We start from the raw sequence: 17,186 nt of genomic DNA on the forward strand, positions 1-17,186 counted from the left end.
ATCTTGCGGCGTTGCGGAACGGCTAGGAATGGCGCAGCAGGCCGCGCAGGGCAAAGGCCAAGAGGAAGACGACGAAGTTGATGATGACGATAGTGGCGCCGGTGGGGAGGTTGAGGACGAAGGACACCGAGATGCCGCAGATGACGGTGCCGACCCCGATGGCGGCCGCGGAGATGATGGCCGCCTTGAACCCCTTGGCGACCTGCAACGCCGTGACGGCAGGGAGGATGAGCAGCGCCGATATCAGCATGATGCCCACCACCTTCATGGCGAGCACCACGGTGAGCGCGGTCAGGAGCACGAGGACGGCGTTGATGCGGTCCGTGTCCAGGCCTGAGCTTTTGGCGAGTTCCTCGTCGAAGGTGCTGGCGAAGAGTTCGTTGTAGAACATGATGACACCGGCGATGACGATGACGAAGAGCCCCGCCGCGATGGCAAGCTCGCTCGAGCTGATGGAGAGAATGTTGCCGAAAAGGTAGCTGAAGAGGTCGACGTTGAAGCCCCCGGCAACGCTGGCCAGGAGGACGCCGGTGGCGATCCCGATGGCGGAGACCATGCCGATGGCGGCGTCTCCGTAGATGCGCGCCTTCTGGGCGAGTTTCAGGATCCCGAGGGCCGAGGCGAGCACCACCGGGATGACGGCGAGGGTCATGTAGACCGATTGGAGGCGGAAAAGGAGCGTGAGTGCGACGCTTCCGAAGGTGACGTGGGCGAGACCGTCGCCGATCAGCGAAAGCCTGCGCAGCACTAGGAACACGCCGAGCACAGAGCAGAGGATGGCGATCAGCGACCCGCCGATGAGCGCCCTCTGCATGAAGCCGTAACTTAGCATCTCGTTCAGATCCATATAAACCTCAAAAGCGGGGGCGGAGCATCATTCGCCCGCCCTGCCTGCGCCGTCATTTAGTGCCTGTGGCAAACCAGGTGCTGGCCGTGCTCGCCGAAGAACCCGGTCATCTCGGTGGAATTGCAGAAATCGTCGAAGCTGCCGTAGAAAATAACCTTCTTGTCCAGGTAAAGCAGGTGCGAGGCGTATTTCCCGATGGTGGCCGTGTCATGGGTCACCAGGAGCACCGTGACCTTCTTCTCCCGGTTCATCTCGAAGATGAGCTTGTAGAAGCTCTCCCTGGTCTCCGGGTCGAGCGCCGTAGTCGGTTCGTCCATCACGAGCAGCGCGGGGTCGTTCACCAGCGCCCGCGCCAGGAGTACCCGCTGCCTGAGCCCACCGGAAAGCTCGCCGATCATCTTCCCCCTGATGTGGGAGATCCCCATCCACTCCATGGTCTGTTCCACGGCTCGCGTATCGTCCTTCGTGAAACGCCGCGGGAATTTCTTCGCGGAAAGCCGGCCGAGCCGGATCACCTCGTCGACGGTGGCCGGGAAGTGCGGGTTGAAGAACTGCAACCCCTGCGGCAGGTACCCGATCCGGCGCCAGTCGTGGAAGCCCCCGAGCGGCTTACCGAGGACGGAAATGGCGCCGGAGGTGGGAGCGAGAAGTCCAAGGATGATCTTTATCATGGTGCTCTTCCCGGAGCCGTTCGGCCCGCAGATGCCCACGTAGTCGCCCGGATTTACCGTGAAAGAGACGTCCTGCAGCACCTCGGTCCCGTGATAGCCGGCGCAGAGGTTCTGCACGGTGAGAGCTTTGTCTGTCATTGCAGCCCCGTCTTCAAATTCTTGAGGTTTTCTTCCATGAGGGAGACGAAGGTGACCCCCTTTTGCAGCTCGTCCTTAGTGACGTTGTGCCCGGCACGCAGCATGAGAACCTTGGCCCCGGTCTCGCGCGCTATGGTCTCGGCCACGCGGGGACTAAGCAACTCCTCGGTATAGACGTAACCCAAATGCTCGCGGCGCATTATCTGCACAAGTTCAGCGAGCTTAGCCGGGGTGGGTTCTGCATCGGCGTTCACCGCGGAGGCCGAGATATACTTCAGGCCGTACCTTCTCGCCATGTAGCCGAAGGCATAGTGTCCGCCATGCAGCAGCACCTTCTTCGGGCAGTTGGCAAGGGTATCCTTGAAGCGCTGGTCCAATGCAGCCAACTGCCGGTCCAACCCGGCGGCATTCTGCTCGTAGTACGCCTTGTTGGCAGGATCGCGTGTGACGTAGGCGGCGAGGATGTTTCTTACGATGGTGCGCGCGTTGTCGAAGTCGAGCCAGATGTGCGGGTCGCCCCCCCTCCCGTCGTGGGCATCATCGTGCCCTTCGCGGTGCTGGTCCGATACCGGCCCCTGCATAAGGTGAATCCCCCTTCCTCCTTCAACCACCGCCACCTTGCCCTTATCCAGCCCCGAGATGATGTTAGCCGCCCACGGCTCCATCACCGCATTGGTGTAGACGAAGAGGTCGGCCCGGTTCACCCGCACCACGTCTTCCGGCCGCGGTTCGAAGCTGTGCGGCTCGACTCCTGGCGGAAGGAGCAGCGTCACCTGCGCCTTGTCGCCACCGATCGTCCTTGCGAAGTCGTAGAGAGGGAACAGGGTCGTCACTACTTGCAGCTTTCCGCTTTGCCTCTCCTGACGGCTGCATCCCGGCAGCATCAGGACCATGGCCAGGAGCAACATCGTAAGCCATTTCATGCCATTTCCCCTTTTTTAGCGCAACCGCCGCACAGACCGTTCAACTGCAGGATGTGCGATAGCACCTTCCCGCCGTTACGGATGCTCACCTCACGCTCCAACGCATCGATGCCGCAAGAAGGGATGTCCTCAACCTTGCGGCACGAAAGGCATACGAAGTGGTGATGGTGTTCCGGGTTGCTGCAGAAGTAGTAGTACAGCTGGCGGTTGGGATGGATCACCTTGGTCAGGACGCCGCTCTCGGAAAGTTCCTCCAGGTTTCGGTACACCGTGGGTAACCCGAGACGGTCGAAGCGTCCCTTCAACGTCTTCCAGAGTTCCTCGGGACTCGCGTACCCCGACTCAGCCTCAAGCAGCTCGAGAATGGCCAACCGTTTCGGGGTCGCTTTCATACCAGCCGCTTTGAGTACCGCCGCGTGACGCTGCTCCATACCAGCCTCTAAATAGAAATGATTTCGTTTTAAAATAGCGGGCGGGGTCTCAAAGTCAAGAAAATTTATGTCACCCGACGGGCCTTTGTGCTACCTTCCCGTAGCCATAGCGGGCTGATTCGGTCAAATGACACAGTGGAACAGGCCTTTCACGTAAACCGGGCCCCCAACATTAACCACTTCAAAAGCGACATCACTGCCAGATTAGGGAGTTGCTGACCGGGCGCAGACCGGAGCGGTTCTTGGCGTTTGTATTGCATAAAATTCATGATTCCTCAAAGCGGTTATTTCACCAGTCGGACGGCGTCACATGCGAAGAGAAACGTACAACTATAAGGATTACTTCCATGCCGGGCAGAAGGCCCGGGTAGAGGTGTCATTATCGGGGGATACGGTTTTCAACGACGGCGCCGTGGTCACGGAGATCGACGACACAGGAATCCGCCTGCGTCTTTCCAGGGAGAAGCTCCCCGATGGTATGCTGCTGCGTCGCGAATCCCCCCTGGTGGTACGCGTAGGGGTGAGCGGCAACAGCTACCGCTGCAAATGCGTAGTCTTAGACGATCACGCTGAAGAGGACCTGCGGGTGGGGTTCGTGGAGAGGGTAACTCCCGAAGATCAGCGCGAATATTTCCGCCTCGGCACCGACATCCCGGTGATCCTGTTCAACGTGACCGCTGGCACCGCTGAAGAGAGCGGCGCCGCCGGGCTGCGGGTGGCTGCGCAGAACAGCCTGCCGCGTATCGTAAATATCAGCGGCGGCGGCCTGCGCACCGAGACCGAGATGGAGATGACCCGCGACGACATCGTCTATGCCACCTTCCACCTGCCGCTGCCCGAGCCGAAGATCGTGCCTGTCGTCGCCCAGGTGATGCACAGCGAGGAGCTGCGCCGCAACGAAGGGATCATATTCAGCGCGGGCCTGCGTTTCATGCACATCAACGAGCGCGACCGCGACGCCATTGTCCGTTACGTCTGCAACGAAGAGATCAAGCGCATCAGGATGTGCCGTAAGGACTTCTACTCCATACCGACCAGCTAACGCTTCTCGAGACTGAGATATAGAATAGAGTGCAGTTGCAATGAATAAGGCCGACGGATCTTCCGCCGGCCTTTCTTTTTGAGTAAGTCGTGGAAAAGCAGAGGACAGCTTTCCACGAAGTGCTGCATTGGCCCCAGCGTCCCCCCCTTTGCGAAGGGGGGATTTGCCTCTGCCGAGCCAGCTAAAAATCCCCCTAAATCCCCCTTCGCAAAGGGGGACTTCAAACCATCCTGTGTTGCTGAGGGGTGGGAGCCTATCCCCCAAGGACCTCCGCGAGACTCTTCACCAGCAGGTCGTTTTCCTCGCTAAGCCGCACCGCAACCCTGAAATAGCGGGTGCCCAGCCCCTGGAAGTTGCTGCAGTCCCTGATCAGAAGACCCTTACCTTTCAACGCCTCGCGCAGTTGCCCTGCGGTCATCCCCTCCCGCGTTATCCGCACCAGCAGATAATTGGCCCGAGCCGGAAAGACCTCAAGACCGGGAAGCGCGGAGAGTGCCGCGGCAAAGCGCACCCGCTCCGCGTCAATATAGCTTCTCGTGCGATGGCAATATTCCGACGCGGCAAGAGACGCGATCCCCGCCACCTGTGCCGCCGTGTTCACGTTCCAAGGGTCCTGCTGTGCCGCAATCGCCGCGATGGTCTCGGGGCGGGCAAGCGCGTAACCGAGCCGCAACCCCGGGATGCCGAAGAACTTGGTCATGGAGCGCAGCAAGACGGCGCGCGGCGCAGTCCGAATCAGGTCTTTAGCCGACTCCTCCTCGCAGAAGTCGATGAAGGCCTCGTCTAGAACCAGGAAGGTTCCGCACTCGCGGCAGGCGTCGACGATCCCGGCGACATCACCCTTCGGCACCAGGTTCCCCGCGGGGTTTCCCGGATTGCAGATGAAGAGCATGTCGTAACCCTCTCCAAGCCGCTCTTTCAGCGCATCGACCGACAGTGCGAAAGCGTCGGCAGGGGAGAGGTTGAAGTAGTCCGTCTGCCATCCCCCCCGCTCCAGGGCGAGCGCGTACTCCGCGAAGGCGGGAGCAACGACGAGGGCACGGCGACCGGAAAAGACGCGAGGGAGCAGGTGGATCAACTCGGTCGAACCGTTGCCGACGGCGATCTCGTCCGGCGCGCAGCCGTGGTAGGCGGCCAGAGCAAGCTTAAGCTCCGTCGCCCCCTTGTCCGGGTAATGCAGCAGACGCTCATAGCACGCCGTCAACGCCTCGCGCACCCCCGGCGCCATCCCAAGCGGATTTATGCTGGCCGAGAAGTCCAGGAGCTGCTCCGGCGCAAGACCGAGGTCCCTTGCCACGGCAAAAACGTTGCCGCCATGTTCGTGTGGGATTGCCATTGTTACCAACCCTGCAGATATCTCCCCTCGCCCTCCGGGAGAGGGGCGGGGGTGAGGGCCTCGCCCTAGAGAAGACTTGGCCGTTATATCGTCACCTTCAAAGCCAGCATGAGCGCCATCCATCCGAGCACCATGATCGCCTCGCTGCAATACATGAGGCGAACCACGCCCGCATATGCATGAAGGGAGAGCGGCCGCACCGGATCCCCGATGGTCGGCTTCTCCACGATCCTGCCGAAGTAGCGGTTCGCGCCGCCGAGTCTCACACCGAGCGCACCGGCTGTCGCCGCTTCCGGATAACCGCTATTTGGGGAGGCGTGATTGCGGCAGTCCCGGCGCAGGATGCGCCAACTCCCCGCACTGCTCAAGCCGCAAAGAGGCGCCGCGAGCACCATGAGCAGGCCGGTGAGCCGCGCCGGGATGAAGTTGGCGAGATCATCAAAGCACGCCGAGGCCCAGCCGAATTCCAGATAGCGCTCGTTTTTGTACCCCACCATGGAGTCTAGCGTGTTGACCGCCTTGTACGCGATCGCCAGCGCCGGGCCTCCCAGCATCAGATAGAAAAGGGGCGCGACGACGCCGTCGCCGGTATTTTCCGCAACGGTCTCCACCGCCCCCCTGATGACCTCCGGCTCGTCCAACTGCGCAGTCTCGCGTCCCACTATGTAGGAAAGCGCAACCCTCGCGGCGGGGAGGTCACCCCGTTCCAGGGCCTTCGCCACCTTCGCCGACTCGACGTGCAGCGAACGCGCCGCAATGGAGACCCAGGCAAGGTAAAGTGCGATAAGGAAGCCGACCGCCGGGGCGACCAGCGTCCCCAGGTAGATGAGCCCGGCGGCAACGAGATAGCTGACGCCGACGGTGACGACGAGCAACGCGACTCCTGCCAGGCGGGGATCAGAGATCCGTTGGCGCAGCACCCGTTCAAGCCACGAAATCAACCATCCGATGACGACCACCGGATGCGGCAGGGTGCGCGGGTCGCCGAGAAAGAGGTCCATGACCACCGCGCCAAGCACTATCGCTATGTGCGGGTCAAGGAGTGCCATCACCGGCCGTACTGCTCATGGCGCGCAGCGGCGAGATGCCGCAGATCCGGAAGATCCGCTCCAGATCCAGGTGCCGCTCCATGTGCGCCGCGAGGGCATCGAACGGGTCGGGCATCGGGACCGCTTCCGCCTGCTCCGGCAGTCCTTTCGCAAGCCTGATCCGGTTCAGAAAGGCGGTCCTGAAACCGTGATTGTCGAAAATGCCGTGCAGGTAAGTGCCGAAGACCCGCCCATCGGCGGATACGGCACCGTCATCCACGGCGACACCCTCTCCGGAACGGCTGGTGATGCGCGAAAAGGGGGTGACTCCCTGACCGAGGACGCTTTCTCCCATGTGGATCTCGTATCCGGTTACCGCGGCGTCACAGCCGGGTGCTACCGACGCACCTGCAGCGGAGAGTTTGGCTTCCGCCTGGTGGGTCTGTTTCTCCTTCAGCATGGTGGTCACCACGTCGAAAAGTCCAAGCCCATCAACGCGTTCAGGACCCGACTCCACCCTTTCCGGGTCGAGCACGGTTTTCCCTAGCATCTGGTATCCGCCGCAGATGCCGACGACCGGTCCCCGGAAACGGGTAACCGCCTCGGCGATCCCCTCATCCCTGATCGACTCGAGATCGGCGAGGGTGGCCTTCGTTCCCGGCAGGATCAGGAGATCCATGGTCTCGACGAGCCAGGGCGAGCGGACGTAGTAAAGCTCCACGTCCGGCTCTGCCTCCAACGCGGCAAAGTCTGTGTAGTTCGAGATCCGCGGAAGGCGAAGCACCCCGATGCGCAGTTTGTCACCCCGCTCCGTCTTTTGGGGCGCGGCTTCCTTCTTCTGCAGGGCGACGCTGTCCTCCTCGGGCAGGGCCAGCCCTTTGTACCAGGGAAGCACCCCGAGCACGGGCACCCCGGTCCGCTCCTCCACGTACTTTATACCGGTGGTCAGCAGCGAAGCATCGCCCCGGAACTTGTTGATGATGACCCCTTTCACGAGCGCCTTTTCTTCCGGCTGCAGGAGTTCAAGGGTGCCGACGATCTGTGCGAAGACGCCGCCCCGGTCGATGTCGGCAATGAGGATCACGGGAGCGCCCGCCATGCCCGCCACCTTCAAGTTGGCGATATCGTGGTCGCGCAGGTTGATCTCGGCGATGCTGCCGGCCCCCTCAATGACGATGAAGGAGTAGCGGTCGCGCAACCTGGCGAAACTCTCCCGCGCCTTCAAGAAGGCCTTCGGCTTGTAGGCGTTGTACTCCTTGACCCCCATGTTGCGCACGACCTTGCCCTGCACGATCACCTGACTTCCGGTGTCGGAGTTGGGCTTCAACAGGATCGGGTTCATGTCGGTATGAGGTGCGATGCCGCAGGCCTCCGCCTGTACCCCTTGGGCGCGGCCGATCTCCCCTCCCTCGGGGGTAACCGCGGAGTTGAGCGCCATGTTCTGGGACTTGAAGGGTGCCACCGAGATGCCGCGACGCTTTAGGATGCGGCAGAAACCGGCCGCGAGCACGGACTTCCCGACGTCGGAACCGGTGCCGCAGAACATCACCGCATGCGGGTCTTCGCTAACCTCTCCCAGAGACGCCACGGCTGCGCGCTTTTTGCGGTTGGGGTTCTGGTCGTCGCCGCGGGTGGCATAACCGCGCGGGGTGACGATGCGTCCGTCGCGGCAAAGGCGCGTCGAGGAGTTGCCGATGATTACCAGCGAGAACATGTCGATGGGATGCTGCAGCATCTCGCCGAGCGTGGTGATGATGCACTCCTCACCGTCGCGGCAGGCGTTGCGGACGATGCCGACGGGGACCTGCGGACCGCGTGCCCCGATCAAGATGTCCCTGGCCTCTTCGATCTGGGTGACGCGCCCCTTGCTGCGCGGGTTGTAAAGCGCAACCACGAAATCAGCACTCGCGGCGGCCTTCAGACGTTTCCGTATCTTCGGAAGCGGCGTGAGCAGGTCGGAGAGCGATATCACGGCAAAATCGTGCATGAGCGGCGCGCCCAGCACCGAGGCTGCGGCCTGCACCGCCGAGACGCCCGGGACCACCACGATCTCGACGTCCTGGAAGGGAGCGTCCGGTTCGTCGGCGAGTTCCATGGCAAGGCCGGCCATGCCGTAGATCCCCGCGTCGCCGCTGGAGATAAGGGCAACGGTCTTACCCGAAGCGGCGATGGCGAGCGCCTGGGAGCAGCGTTCCACCTCGCGCATCATCCCCGAGGAAAACAGGGTCTTGTTGACGAGAAGGGGTTCGATGAATTCAAGGTAGGTCCGGTAGCCGACCACCACGTCCGCCTTCTCGATCGCCTCGCGCGCCTCGAAAGTCATGTGGTTGAGCCCGCCCGGGCCGATACCTACTACGAAAAGTTGTGACATGAAACGTGGTCCTCTATTACGAAATGCAGCGCAAGGCGCAGCGTGCGATGGCGATGGTGACGTTGCCGTCCTTCACCTTTTTCAAAATGAGCGAGCCCCCGTCCGAGGCGAGCAACGCGGCCGGTTCGGCGACACCGCGAGCCCCTATCGCGGCAAAGGCGTGCTCGGACGGCGGCGAGGGAACCGCGACCTTATTCAATTCGTCGCTGCTGAAGAAAAGAAGCGGGAGTCCCTTTCTCTTCGCACAGGCCAGCAGCCCTTCCTCATCCGCCTTCGCCTCGGCCGAAGCCAGGCAGAGCACGCTTTTCAGCGAAAGAGAAAGCTGAGCCATATGTCGCTCGACCACCGCTTCGATCTCGTCAGCGGAAGTCCCTCTGTTGCAGCCGATGCCGAGGCAGAGTTCGGCAGGGCGCAGCACCAGGGTCTGTGAAGGATCGAGCCCTTGCGGCACCGCCCCGCTGGTGACGACGACCATGCCGTCCGCGCCGGCGGCAAGCGCGTCATCCGCGTCGCGGCAAAAGAGCAGGTTCCCCTTCCCCCCGCAGTAGTCCGCCACCTTGCCGGTCGGGTCGAGAACGACGATTCGTTTTCCTTCGAGCAGCAGGGCGTTCAGCACCTTGACCCGAGAGAGGTCATCGATGCGCCAGCCGTTTTCCTTTGCGAGCATGTCGAAGGAGGGGAGTTCGTTCGCGTCGGTTGCGGTGGTGATCACCGGCGTGGCCCCGGTAAGTTCGGCGCAGCTTGCGGCAAGCGCGTTGGCGCCGCCCAAGTGACCGGAAAGAAGAGAGACGGCGAAGCGTCCTGCGTCATCGATCGCAACCACCGCCGGGTCCTCGTCCTTCCCTTTCAGTAGCGGAGCGATCGATCGGACCACGATTCCCGTCGCCATGATGCAGACGAAGCCGTCGAAGTCAGTCCAAAGCCGCGCCATGAGAGTCGGTACCCGTTCCGCAAAAGGCACGGCCTCACCCGTCGCATGCTTCTCAAGGACGAAGAGCGAGCCAAGCGGCAGTCCGCTCTTAAGCGTCGCCCCGAGCTTCGCGCCGTTGGCGGTTATGGCGATGATGGCAACGCGCATGGTTTTTAACCTAGAACATAGAACGCAGAACGTAGAACGTAGAACGTAGAACGTTCTCTACCCCCTGCACCCGTGCGTGAACCCCTTGTCGTAGAGAAGCGACTTCGCCTTCATCCCTTCGCTGCGGGCGCGCAGCACGTCGCCCACTACGATGAGGGCCTGCTTGACGATCCCCGCCTCAGCCACCTTCGCGGCGATGTCGGCGAGGGTCCCGCTTATTACCTGCTCGTCCGCCCAAGACGCCTTCGCCACCACGGCCACCGGCGTGTCTTCCGTGTAGGCGCCGGAAAGAAGCTCCTCGACCACCTTCCCGATCATGGAGACGGAAAGGTAGATGACCAGGGTGGCACCGATCCGGGCGATGCTGGAAAGCTGCTCCCGCTCCGGCACCGGCGTCCTTCCCGCGAGACGGGTGATGACAACCGTCTGCGACACCTCCGGCAGGGTCAGTTCCTGCTTGAGCGCGGCTGCAGCCGCGAAGGCGCTCGTGACGCCGGGAACAACCTCGTAGCCGATGCCGAGGCGGTCGAGCTCCTCCATCTGCTCCTGGATGGCGCCGTAGATCGAGGGGTCGCCGGTGTGCAGCCGTACCACGCGCTGCCCGGCCACGATCGCTTCCGCCAGAACGGCGGTGGTCTCCTCGAGATCCATGCCGGCCGAATCCCAGACGCGGGCGTTCGGTGCGTAGGTGCGCACCAGCTCGCGGTCGACTAGGCTTCCGGCGTAGACGATGACGTCCGCCTCGCCCAGAAGACGCGCACCCTTAACGGTGATCAGCTCAGCGTCGCCGGGGCCGGCGCCGACAAAATGGACTATGTTCTCTTTCGACACGGGATACCTTTCAAAAAAGGGATCATGCTTTCAAATCCCAATTCATTTAACGCAAAGACGCAAAGCCGCCAAGGCGCCAAGAAAACCATAAACAGGGTAAAGGCAGAGGCTGACACCCTTACATCGATTACCTTTGCGTCTCCGCGCCTTTGCGTCTTTGCGTTAAAGATTCTAAGATTTCATCCGTTTACAGCGGATTCTTCCTGACGATCAGCATGGAGAGATAATCGAGCTTCCGCCCCAGGAGAGCCTCCAAGTCGTGGTGCACCTCTTCATCGGCGGAACCGACCCGACGCACGAAGACGCCGCTTTTCTCGCGCCCCAGTTCCTTCAACGCCGCGTACACGGCATCGAAAACCCGACTTACCTTCATGAGCACCACGGTGTCGAACTCATCGAGGGTCCGCTTCAGTTCGTCCTTCTCGTAGGTGGCTGGAAGGATGGCGATCCGCTCGGCGCCGAGCCCCAGCGGCAGTCCGGAAACGGCCGAGGAGGCGAGGATACTGGAGATCCCCGGCACTACTTCTATCTTTATTTCTGGATACTTAGCGAGGAAGATCCGGTGGATGTAGAGGTAGGTGGAGTAAAGAAACGGGTCGCCGATGGTGACGAAGGCCACGTCCTTCCCCTGGGCTATGCGCTGCGCGACCTGGTCCGCAGCCTCCTCCCAATAAGGATCGAGCCCCTTCATATCCTTCACCATCGGGAAGAGCTGGACCAGCACCTCCTGCCGGCTGCGATCGATGAACTCCTCGACGATGGAGAGCGCGTAGCTGCCGCCTTCCGCCGCCCCGGTCGGAGCGCAGATGACATCCACGCTCCTCAAAATCCGCTCCGCCTTCCTGGTCAACAGCTCCGGATCGCCCGGCCCTACCCCTACCGCGTAGACAACCGCCACTACTCCTCCCCTTTCCAGGCCGAGATGACGTAGACCGGGTTATGGGCAGCGAACATCTTGTACTCGGTGAGGCTGCGGGTCTTGGAGATGTTGACGCAGGTGACCTCGACGGTGTAGCCGTGGTCTTCGAGGAATTCCACCGACTTGGTGAGGGTGTCCAGGGTCACCGCGTTCAGCACGATAAAGCCGTCGGGCTTCAGGCGCTTGTCGACCGCCTCAATGATCTCCTCCAGCATACCGCCGGAGCCACCGATGAAGACGCGGTCCGGGTCGGGGAGATCCTCCAACCCTTCAGGGGCGTAGGTTTCCATCACGGTGACGTTTCTGGCCACGAACTTCTTGAGATTTTCCTTCAGGAAGCTCAGGTACTGCGGGTTCTTCTCGAGGGCGAAGATGCGCCCGTTGGGCATCAGGTTCCCCGCCTCGATGGAGACCGATCCGCTCCCTGCGCCGATATCCCACATCACCAGGTCGTCCTGGAGCTGCAGCTTGCCGAGCGTGATGGCGCGCACCTCTTCCTTGGTGATCAGCTTCTTGGCGGTGGCGAACTCGTCGTCCCTGATGCCGATCATCGGGTAGTTCTGGAGGTTAGGCTCCCAGGTCTTGATGAGGATGAGGATGTTGAGCGGCGAGCAGGTCACTTCCGCCAGCCCGCGGATGTCGGTTTTGGTGAACTTCTCGGTGGGAAGCCCCAGGTCCTCGCAGACCCAGGCCTCGTACCCCTCGGCACCGCGCCCGATCAGTTCCCTGGCGATGACGGCCGGGGTGTTGACGCTGTCGGTGAGGACGGCGATCTTTTCCGAGGCGATGATGCGGTCAAGGGCGGGTTTGATCCCCCTGCCGTGCACCGAGACGAAGGTCGCGTCGTCCCAGGGCTCCTTGATCCTCGCAAAGGCGTACTGGATGCTGGTGACGTTCGGGTAGATCTCGACCCGCTCCTTGGGGAGGTTCCTGAGCAGGAAACGCGCGACACCGAAGAAGTTGGGATCGCCCGAGCCGAGAACGACGGTCCGCTTCTCCGTGTGCTTCAGGTGCTCCAGCATGATGGAGAGGTCTTCCAGGGGACGCTTCTCCCCCTTGAAGTCTGGGAAGATGTCCAGGAGACGCTTGTGGCCGATCAGTACCTCGGCCTGGTCGATCACCTCGAGTGCCTGTTTGCCGAAACCTTCCCATCCTTCGATACCGGCGCCGACAAGATAGATCTTTTGCTCCGCCATGGCCCGCTCCTTTCTTCATCGCAATTCAAAGGTCTAACTTCACGCCGCCCCAGACGCCCCCTCCCCTTCGGTCGCTCTCCCCTCCGCCGCGAAGCGAAGAGAGGAGACCCGTCAGAGGGAAACCGTACTGCGGGCGAAAATCATTTATCGAGGTAGAGCACCTCGCCCTGGTAACCCGCGAGGAGCACCCGGGCCTTCACCCAAGGCGCCAGCTCGGAGCAGGCCTGAGCCACCTTCCCGCAGACAAGTTCGATCAGCGCCGGGTCGTTCCCCGAAGCCTCGAGCACGTGACGCGCCGTGTTCGCCCCGTGGGCCAGATGCTCGAGGTGCGCCGTCCGCGGATCAGCCTTCATCCACGATGCCAGCGTGACCAAATCCAGTTCCGACGAGGTGACGTGGGTCTGTTCGTGCCCGCAGGCGATCTTCACCAGCTTGGCGAACTGCCCGGCAACCACGACCTCAGGCACCCCTTTCTTTGCGCAGCTCTTCAGCGAGTAACCGAAATGATCCCCCATCATAACGAAGGATTCATCGGTAAGTTTAAGCTGCTGCTGGGCCACGAGCTCAGAGGTGCGTCCCGTTGAGAGGACCACGAGACGGGAGCCGCAGGCGAGCGCAACGTCTATGGAGGCATCGACCGTGTCGGTCCAGGCCCTGGTGGAAATCGGCTTGACGATCCCGGTGGTGCCAAGAATGGACAGCCCCCCCACGATTCCCAGCCGCTCGTTGAGCGTCTTCTTCGCGAGTTCCTCGCCGTTGGGGATGCTTATGGTGAAGGTGAGCGTCGCCGGGATGCAGCGCAAGGCGAAGACTTCCTTCACCACCTCCATGATCATGCTGCGCGGCACCGGGTTGATGGCCCATTCACCCACCGGGACTGCGAGCCCCGGCTTGGTAACCTTACCGATGCCGACGCCCCCCTTGACGACGATGCGGTTCTTGGTGAACATGTCCACCTTCGCGGTGACATGGATCTCCGCGCCGTTGGTCACGTCCGGATCATCGCCGGCGTCTTTCACAACGTAACAGGATGCCGTGTTCTCTCGCAGCACGCCCCCGTGGATCCGGAAACGTGCCCCCTTGCCGCAGGGGAGCGTGAGCTGAACCTCCTCGATCAGGGTCTGGTCACGCAGCATCTGGGCAGCGCCCTTAACGGCAGCAGCGGCACAGGCTCCTGTCGTGTAGCCGTATCTCAATTCTTTCCCGCTCATATTTCATCCCATCTGAAGACGAAAACCATTCTATTGAATTGCATCAAAATGCAGGCCGGTAACGGGTCCCAGCAATCTGCATAAAATTCACGATACGGATGCTTCCGCCTGAATCAGTATCGCGTTCATCACCGCGGCGGCCACGTTGGAGCCCCCCTTGCGGCCGGTGTTGGAGACAAACTGCAGCTCCGGGAATTCCCGGGCCAATTCCTTCAGGGCTTCCTTGCTCTCCGCGGCGCCGACGAAACCAACCGGCAGCGCCACGATCAGCCTGGGACGCACCCCTTCCTCGCGCACGAGTCTGATCAGCTCGAATAATGCGGTCGGCGCGTTGCCGATGACGAAGATGCCGTTTGCCGCATCCCTTGCCGCCTTGCGCATGGCGAGGATGGAACGGGTGACGCCCTGCTCTTTCGCTTCCTTCGCCACCTGCGGGTCCGCAACAAAGCAGGAGGCCTGCACGTTGAAGCGCCCGAGCCGTTCCTTGCTCATCCCGGAGATGATCATGTTGGTGTCGGTGACTACGCCGAGTCCGTCGCGGAGCGCCGCGATGCCGCTTGCCACCGCCTTCTCCGTGATGAACATGCTGCGGGCGTAGTCGAAGTCGGCGCTCGTGTGGATGGCGCGGCGCACGAGGGGCCACATCTGGGCGTTCCAGTCGTGCTGCCCAAGTTCCTCCTCGATGATCCGGAAGGATTCCGCCTCGATCTCCTCGGGGCGCAGGTGCACCGACATCAGTACCACCTCTGCTCGGTGAGGCTTTCCGCGACGCGCTCCACCACCACCTCGGCAAGCTTGTCGTGCACGCCAAGATGTTTGCCGAGCACCATCTCAACACCAGGGTGGCGCTTTCTCGCTTCTTCCAGTTCTTCCGGGAGGTCCTCCTGTACGTGGGCGCCCATGTAGAGGAAATAGGGGACGAGGAGGATGCGCTCCGCTCCTTGGGAGACGCAGGCGTCGACCCCCTGCTGGATGTTCGGGAGGTGCTGTTCGCGGAACGAGACCTCGACGATCTCGAACTGGGTCATCTTTTTAACACGGGCCGCGATCTCGTTCACCGCGTTGTTCGCCTCGGCGATCCTGCTGCCGTGCGCCATCAAAAGTAATGCCGTCTTCATATCTGCTCCATTCAAAAAGCCTTCAAATCCATAACGCAAAGTCGCCAAGCCGCAGAGGCGCAAAGAGACCGTTCAGGAATGTTTGGTCTCTCTTTGCGTCTTGGCGCCTCCGCGCCTTTGCGTTAAAGCTTTCGGGGTTTACCTAACTCCTCCAACCCTTCTGGTACTCACGGACCAGCTTCTCCACGGCGCGCTTCGCACCGGCTTTCCAGGGCCCAACTGCGGCGAGGGTCAGGTTCTTCGGCGCGAAGAGGGCGTGTGCGGTGTGCATGAGCTGCTCGCCCCCGATGGCACCGGCCTCGATGCGATCCTCGTCGATGCTCCGGACAAGCGACATAAGCTCGCCCCAGCCGTAACGCACCTGCATCTCGTAAGTAGAATCGGCGCTGTACTCGAGATCGTAGAAGTACCCTTCCTTGACCCGCGCGAGCTCCGCCTCCCCCACCTCCTCGAAGGCAAGACTCTTCACCTCGCGCAGCACCTCGGATACGGCAAGCACCAGGTTCTCCGGCGCGGTGGCAAGCTCGACGGCGAAGGCGCCGGTCTCCTCGTAGGCGGAAAGCGAAGCGTCCACGGAGTAGACGATGCCGAGCTTCTCCCTCAATGAGAGGTGCAGACGTGAGGTCCCGCCGCCGCAGAGGATGCGCCGCATAAGCCTTAAGACCATGAGCCGCTTGTCCTGCCGCGCGAAACCGCGGAAGGCGATCTGCAGGTTCACTTGGCTGTCGGAATCCTTCACGAAGAGCGAGCGCGGCTCGTCCTGCAGCTCGACCGGCGGCAGCAGCGCAGGAGGCCTGCCTCCCCCCCATCCCGCGAAGTGGCTCTCGCAGGCGGCGAAGAACGCATCGGAATCGTGCCTGCCTGCCGCGACAATCAGGGCGTTTCCCGGCACGTAATGGGCGGCGAGATAGGTACGCAGGTCCTCGACGGTGATTCCCTTGATGCTCTCGAGATAACCGATAGTCGGGGTGCCAAGCGGATGGTCCGGCCACAACAGCTTGCTGCAGAGGTTGCTGGTGTTGGTCTCCTCGCCGCGCTCGTTGATGTCCTCGAGCGCCTCCTCGGTGATGATACGCTTCTCGATCTCCAGCCCCTCAAGAGTAGGAGTGAGCAGCATCGAGGAGAAGAGGCGAATCCCCTCGCCGATCTGGTCGGGATGCACCCGCGAGAAGTAACAGGTGGTCTCCTCGTCGGTCGCCGCGTTCACGCTGCCGCCGATCGCCTCAAAGGCGATCTCGAGTTCGAGATTGGAGGCGAACTCGCTTGAGCCGCGAAAGAGCATGTGCTCGAGGAAGTGGGAGATACCAGCCTTGCCGGGAGTGTCGTTGCGCCCTCCCGCCTTTATGTAGATGGCGATCTCCGCGCTGTGCAGGTGCGGCATCTCGACCGAGACGAGGCGCAACCCGTTGGGGAGGACCTTCTTGGTACAACTGAACATCTAACCTCCGAACTTCAGAGTGCCGCCCCCTTCAGGGTAAGCCAGGCAACCGCCGCGTAGCGGGCGAACTTACCGGTCAGCACCAGTAGAGAAAAGCGGATGAAACCGACACGCAGCACGCCGCCGACCAGGCAGAGCGGGTCGCCGATGACCGGCAGGAAACTGAGGAGTAGCGACAACGAGCCGAAGCGTCGGTAGAACCGCTCCGCCCTGCGCGTGCTCTCCTCGTCCATGCGCAACACCCGGTGCGTCAGGAAGTCGCCGCCGTAGATACCGATCCAGTAGGTGCTGAGCGCCCCGAGGTAGTTCCCGGCGGTGGCTACCAGCACGACGGCCGGCGGATTTTCCCGCGCGAGGAGGAGTGCAACCACCAGCCACTCTGAGCCGAGCGGCAAGAGGGTGGCGGCCAGAAAACTCAGCAGAAACAGGGAATAAAACCCGTAATTGACCAGCCACTCGTGCATTCCGGTCAAATTAGCGGAAAGGGTGCTGATTGTCAAACAGCATTCCATTAGAATGTGGTGGCAATGTATCGAAATTAATCAGGGTGACATTTTTGTGTTGACATTAGAGTCACGAGGTGGCATTTACGCTGACATGATCAACAC

General features: G+C 61.8%; 17 protein-coding genes. 1 reads left to right on the forward strand and 16 read right to left on the reverse strand.

Annotated elements, in window-relative coordinates:
• Nucleotides 1-22: 22 nt before the first annotated feature.
• Genes E8K79_RS11280 through E8K79_RS11295 form a run of 4 tightly spaced genes read right to left on the reverse strand, consistent with a single transcriptional unit; the run spans nt 23 to nt 3,010 of the window.
• Nucleotides 23-847, reverse strand: coding sequence for a metal ABC transporter permease (locus tag E8K79_RS11280; protein WP_135869446.1), 825 nt, complete (start codon nt 845-847; stop codon nt 23-25).
• 56 nt (nt 848-903) lie between these two features.
• The gene (locus tag E8K79_RS11285) at nt 904-1,656 is read right to left on the reverse strand and encodes a metal ABC transporter ATP-binding protein (protein ID WP_135869445.1); all 753 of its coding nucleotides are present in this window, start codon (nt 1,654-1,656) and stop codon (nt 904-906) included.
• Nucleotides 1,653-2,579 (reverse strand): metal ABC transporter substrate-binding protein, encoded by a 927-nt coding sequence (locus E8K79_RS11290; RefSeq protein ID WP_136514834.1) that lies wholly within the window; start codon nt 2,577-2,579, stop codon nt 1,653-1,655. The genes E8K79_RS11285 and E8K79_RS11290 overlap by 4 nt, the downstream gene beginning before the upstream one ends.
• Nucleotides 2,576-3,010 carry a Fur family transcriptional regulator gene (locus E8K79_RS11295; protein WP_136514835.1) on the reverse strand — a complete coding sequence of 145 codons (435 nt, stop codon included), beginning with the start codon at nt 3,008-3,010 and terminating at the stop codon, nt 2,576-2,578. The genes E8K79_RS11290 and E8K79_RS11295 overlap by 4 nt, the downstream gene beginning before the upstream one ends.
• A 310-nt stretch (nt 3,011-3,320) precedes the next feature.
• Here E8K79_RS11295 and E8K79_RS11300 point away from each other — a divergent pair, with 310 nt between their 5' ends.
• Nucleotides 3,321-4,052, forward strand: coding sequence for a PilZ-like domain-containing protein (locus E8K79_RS11300; RefSeq protein WP_136514836.1), 732 nt, complete (start codon nt 3,321-3,323; stop codon nt 4,050-4,052).
• A gap of 253 nt (nt 4,053-4,305) precedes the next feature.
• On the opposite strand, the gene cobD is transcribed toward E8K79_RS11300, so the two are convergent.
• The 12 genes from cobD to E8K79_RS11360 all read right to left on the reverse strand — a co-directional run bounded on the left by cobD (nt 4,306) and on the right by E8K79_RS11360 (nt 17,042).
• Nucleotides 4,306-5,388, reverse strand: coding sequence for a threonine-phosphate decarboxylase CobD (cobD, locus tag E8K79_RS11305; RefSeq protein ID WP_136514837.1), 1,083 nt, complete (start codon nt 5,386-5,388; stop codon nt 4,306-4,308).
• 83 nt (nt 5,389-5,471) lie between these two features.
• Entirely contained in the window at nt 5,472-6,437 is a 966-nt protein-coding gene (cbiB, locus tag E8K79_RS11310; RefSeq protein WP_136514838.1) for an adenosylcobinamide-phosphate synthase CbiB, read from the reverse strand.
• Nucleotides 6,424-8,787: a cobyric acid synthase gene (locus E8K79_RS11315; protein ID WP_136514839.1), complete on the reverse strand. Its 2,364-nt coding sequence runs from the start codon at nt 8,785-8,787 to the stop codon at nt 6,424-6,426. Before E8K79_RS11315 ends, cbiB begins: the two co-directional genes overlap by 14 nt.
• A 16-nt stretch (nt 8,788-8,803) precedes the next feature.
• Nucleotides 8,804-9,865 (reverse strand): cobalt-precorrin 5A hydrolase, encoded by a 1,062-nt coding sequence (locus tag E8K79_RS11320; RefSeq protein ID WP_136514840.1) that lies wholly within the window; start codon nt 9,863-9,865, stop codon nt 8,804-8,806.
• Nucleotides 9,866-9,922: 57 nt separating this feature from the next.
• Nucleotides 9,923-10,696, reverse strand: a complete 774-nt coding sequence (gene cobM / locus E8K79_RS11325) for a precorrin-4 C(11)-methyltransferase (RefSeq protein ID WP_136514841.1) — start codon at nt 10,694-10,696, stop codon at nt 9,923-9,925.
• Between the two features lie 187 nt (nt 10,697-10,883).
• A complete protein-coding gene (gene cobI / locus E8K79_RS11330; RefSeq protein WP_136514842.1) occupies nt 10,884-11,594 on the reverse strand; it encodes a precorrin-2 C(20)-methyltransferase in 711 nt (236 codons plus the stop codon).
• Nucleotides 11,594-12,811, reverse strand: a complete 1,218-nt coding sequence (cbiE, locus tag E8K79_RS11335) for a precorrin-6y C5,15-methyltransferase (decarboxylating) subunit CbiE (RefSeq protein WP_136514843.1) — start codon at nt 12,809-12,811, stop codon at nt 11,594-11,596. The genes cobI and cbiE overlap by 1 nt, the downstream gene beginning before the upstream one ends.
• A 140-nt stretch (nt 12,812-12,951) precedes the next feature.
• Nucleotides 12,952-14,022, reverse strand: coding sequence for a cobalt-precorrin-5B (C(1))-methyltransferase (locus E8K79_RS11340; RefSeq protein WP_136514844.1), 1,071 nt, complete (start codon nt 14,020-14,022; stop codon nt 12,952-12,954).
• An 87-nt stretch (nt 14,023-14,109) separates the two neighbouring features.
• Nucleotides 14,110-14,757 carry a precorrin-8X methylmutase gene (locus E8K79_RS11345; protein WP_136514845.1) on the reverse strand — a complete coding sequence of 216 codons (648 nt, stop codon included), beginning with the start codon at nt 14,755-14,757 and terminating at the stop codon, nt 14,110-14,112.
• On the reverse strand, nt 14,757-15,140 hold the full coding sequence (locus E8K79_RS11350; protein WP_136514846.1) for a sirohydrochlorin chelatase: 384 nt from the start codon (nt 15,138-15,140) through the stop codon (nt 14,757-14,759). The genes E8K79_RS11345 and E8K79_RS11350 overlap by 1 nt, the downstream gene beginning before the upstream one ends.
• Nucleotides 15,141-15,282: 142 nt before the next feature.
• On the reverse strand, nt 15,283-16,578 hold the full coding sequence (locus E8K79_RS11355; protein WP_136514847.1) for a M16 family metallopeptidase: 1,296 nt from the start codon (nt 16,576-16,578) through the stop codon (nt 15,283-15,285).
• 14 nt (nt 16,579-16,592) lie between these two features.
• Nucleotides 16,593-17,042, reverse strand: coding sequence for a YqaA family protein (locus tag E8K79_RS11360; protein ID WP_136514848.1), 450 nt, complete (start codon nt 17,040-17,042; stop codon nt 16,593-16,595).
• Nucleotides 17,043-17,186: the final 144 nt, after the last annotated feature.

The organism is Geomonas edaphica (genome assembly GCF_004917075.1).
Classification (GTDB): Bacteria; Desulfobacterota; Desulfuromonadia; order Geobacterales; family Geobacteraceae; genus Geomonas; species Geomonas edaphica.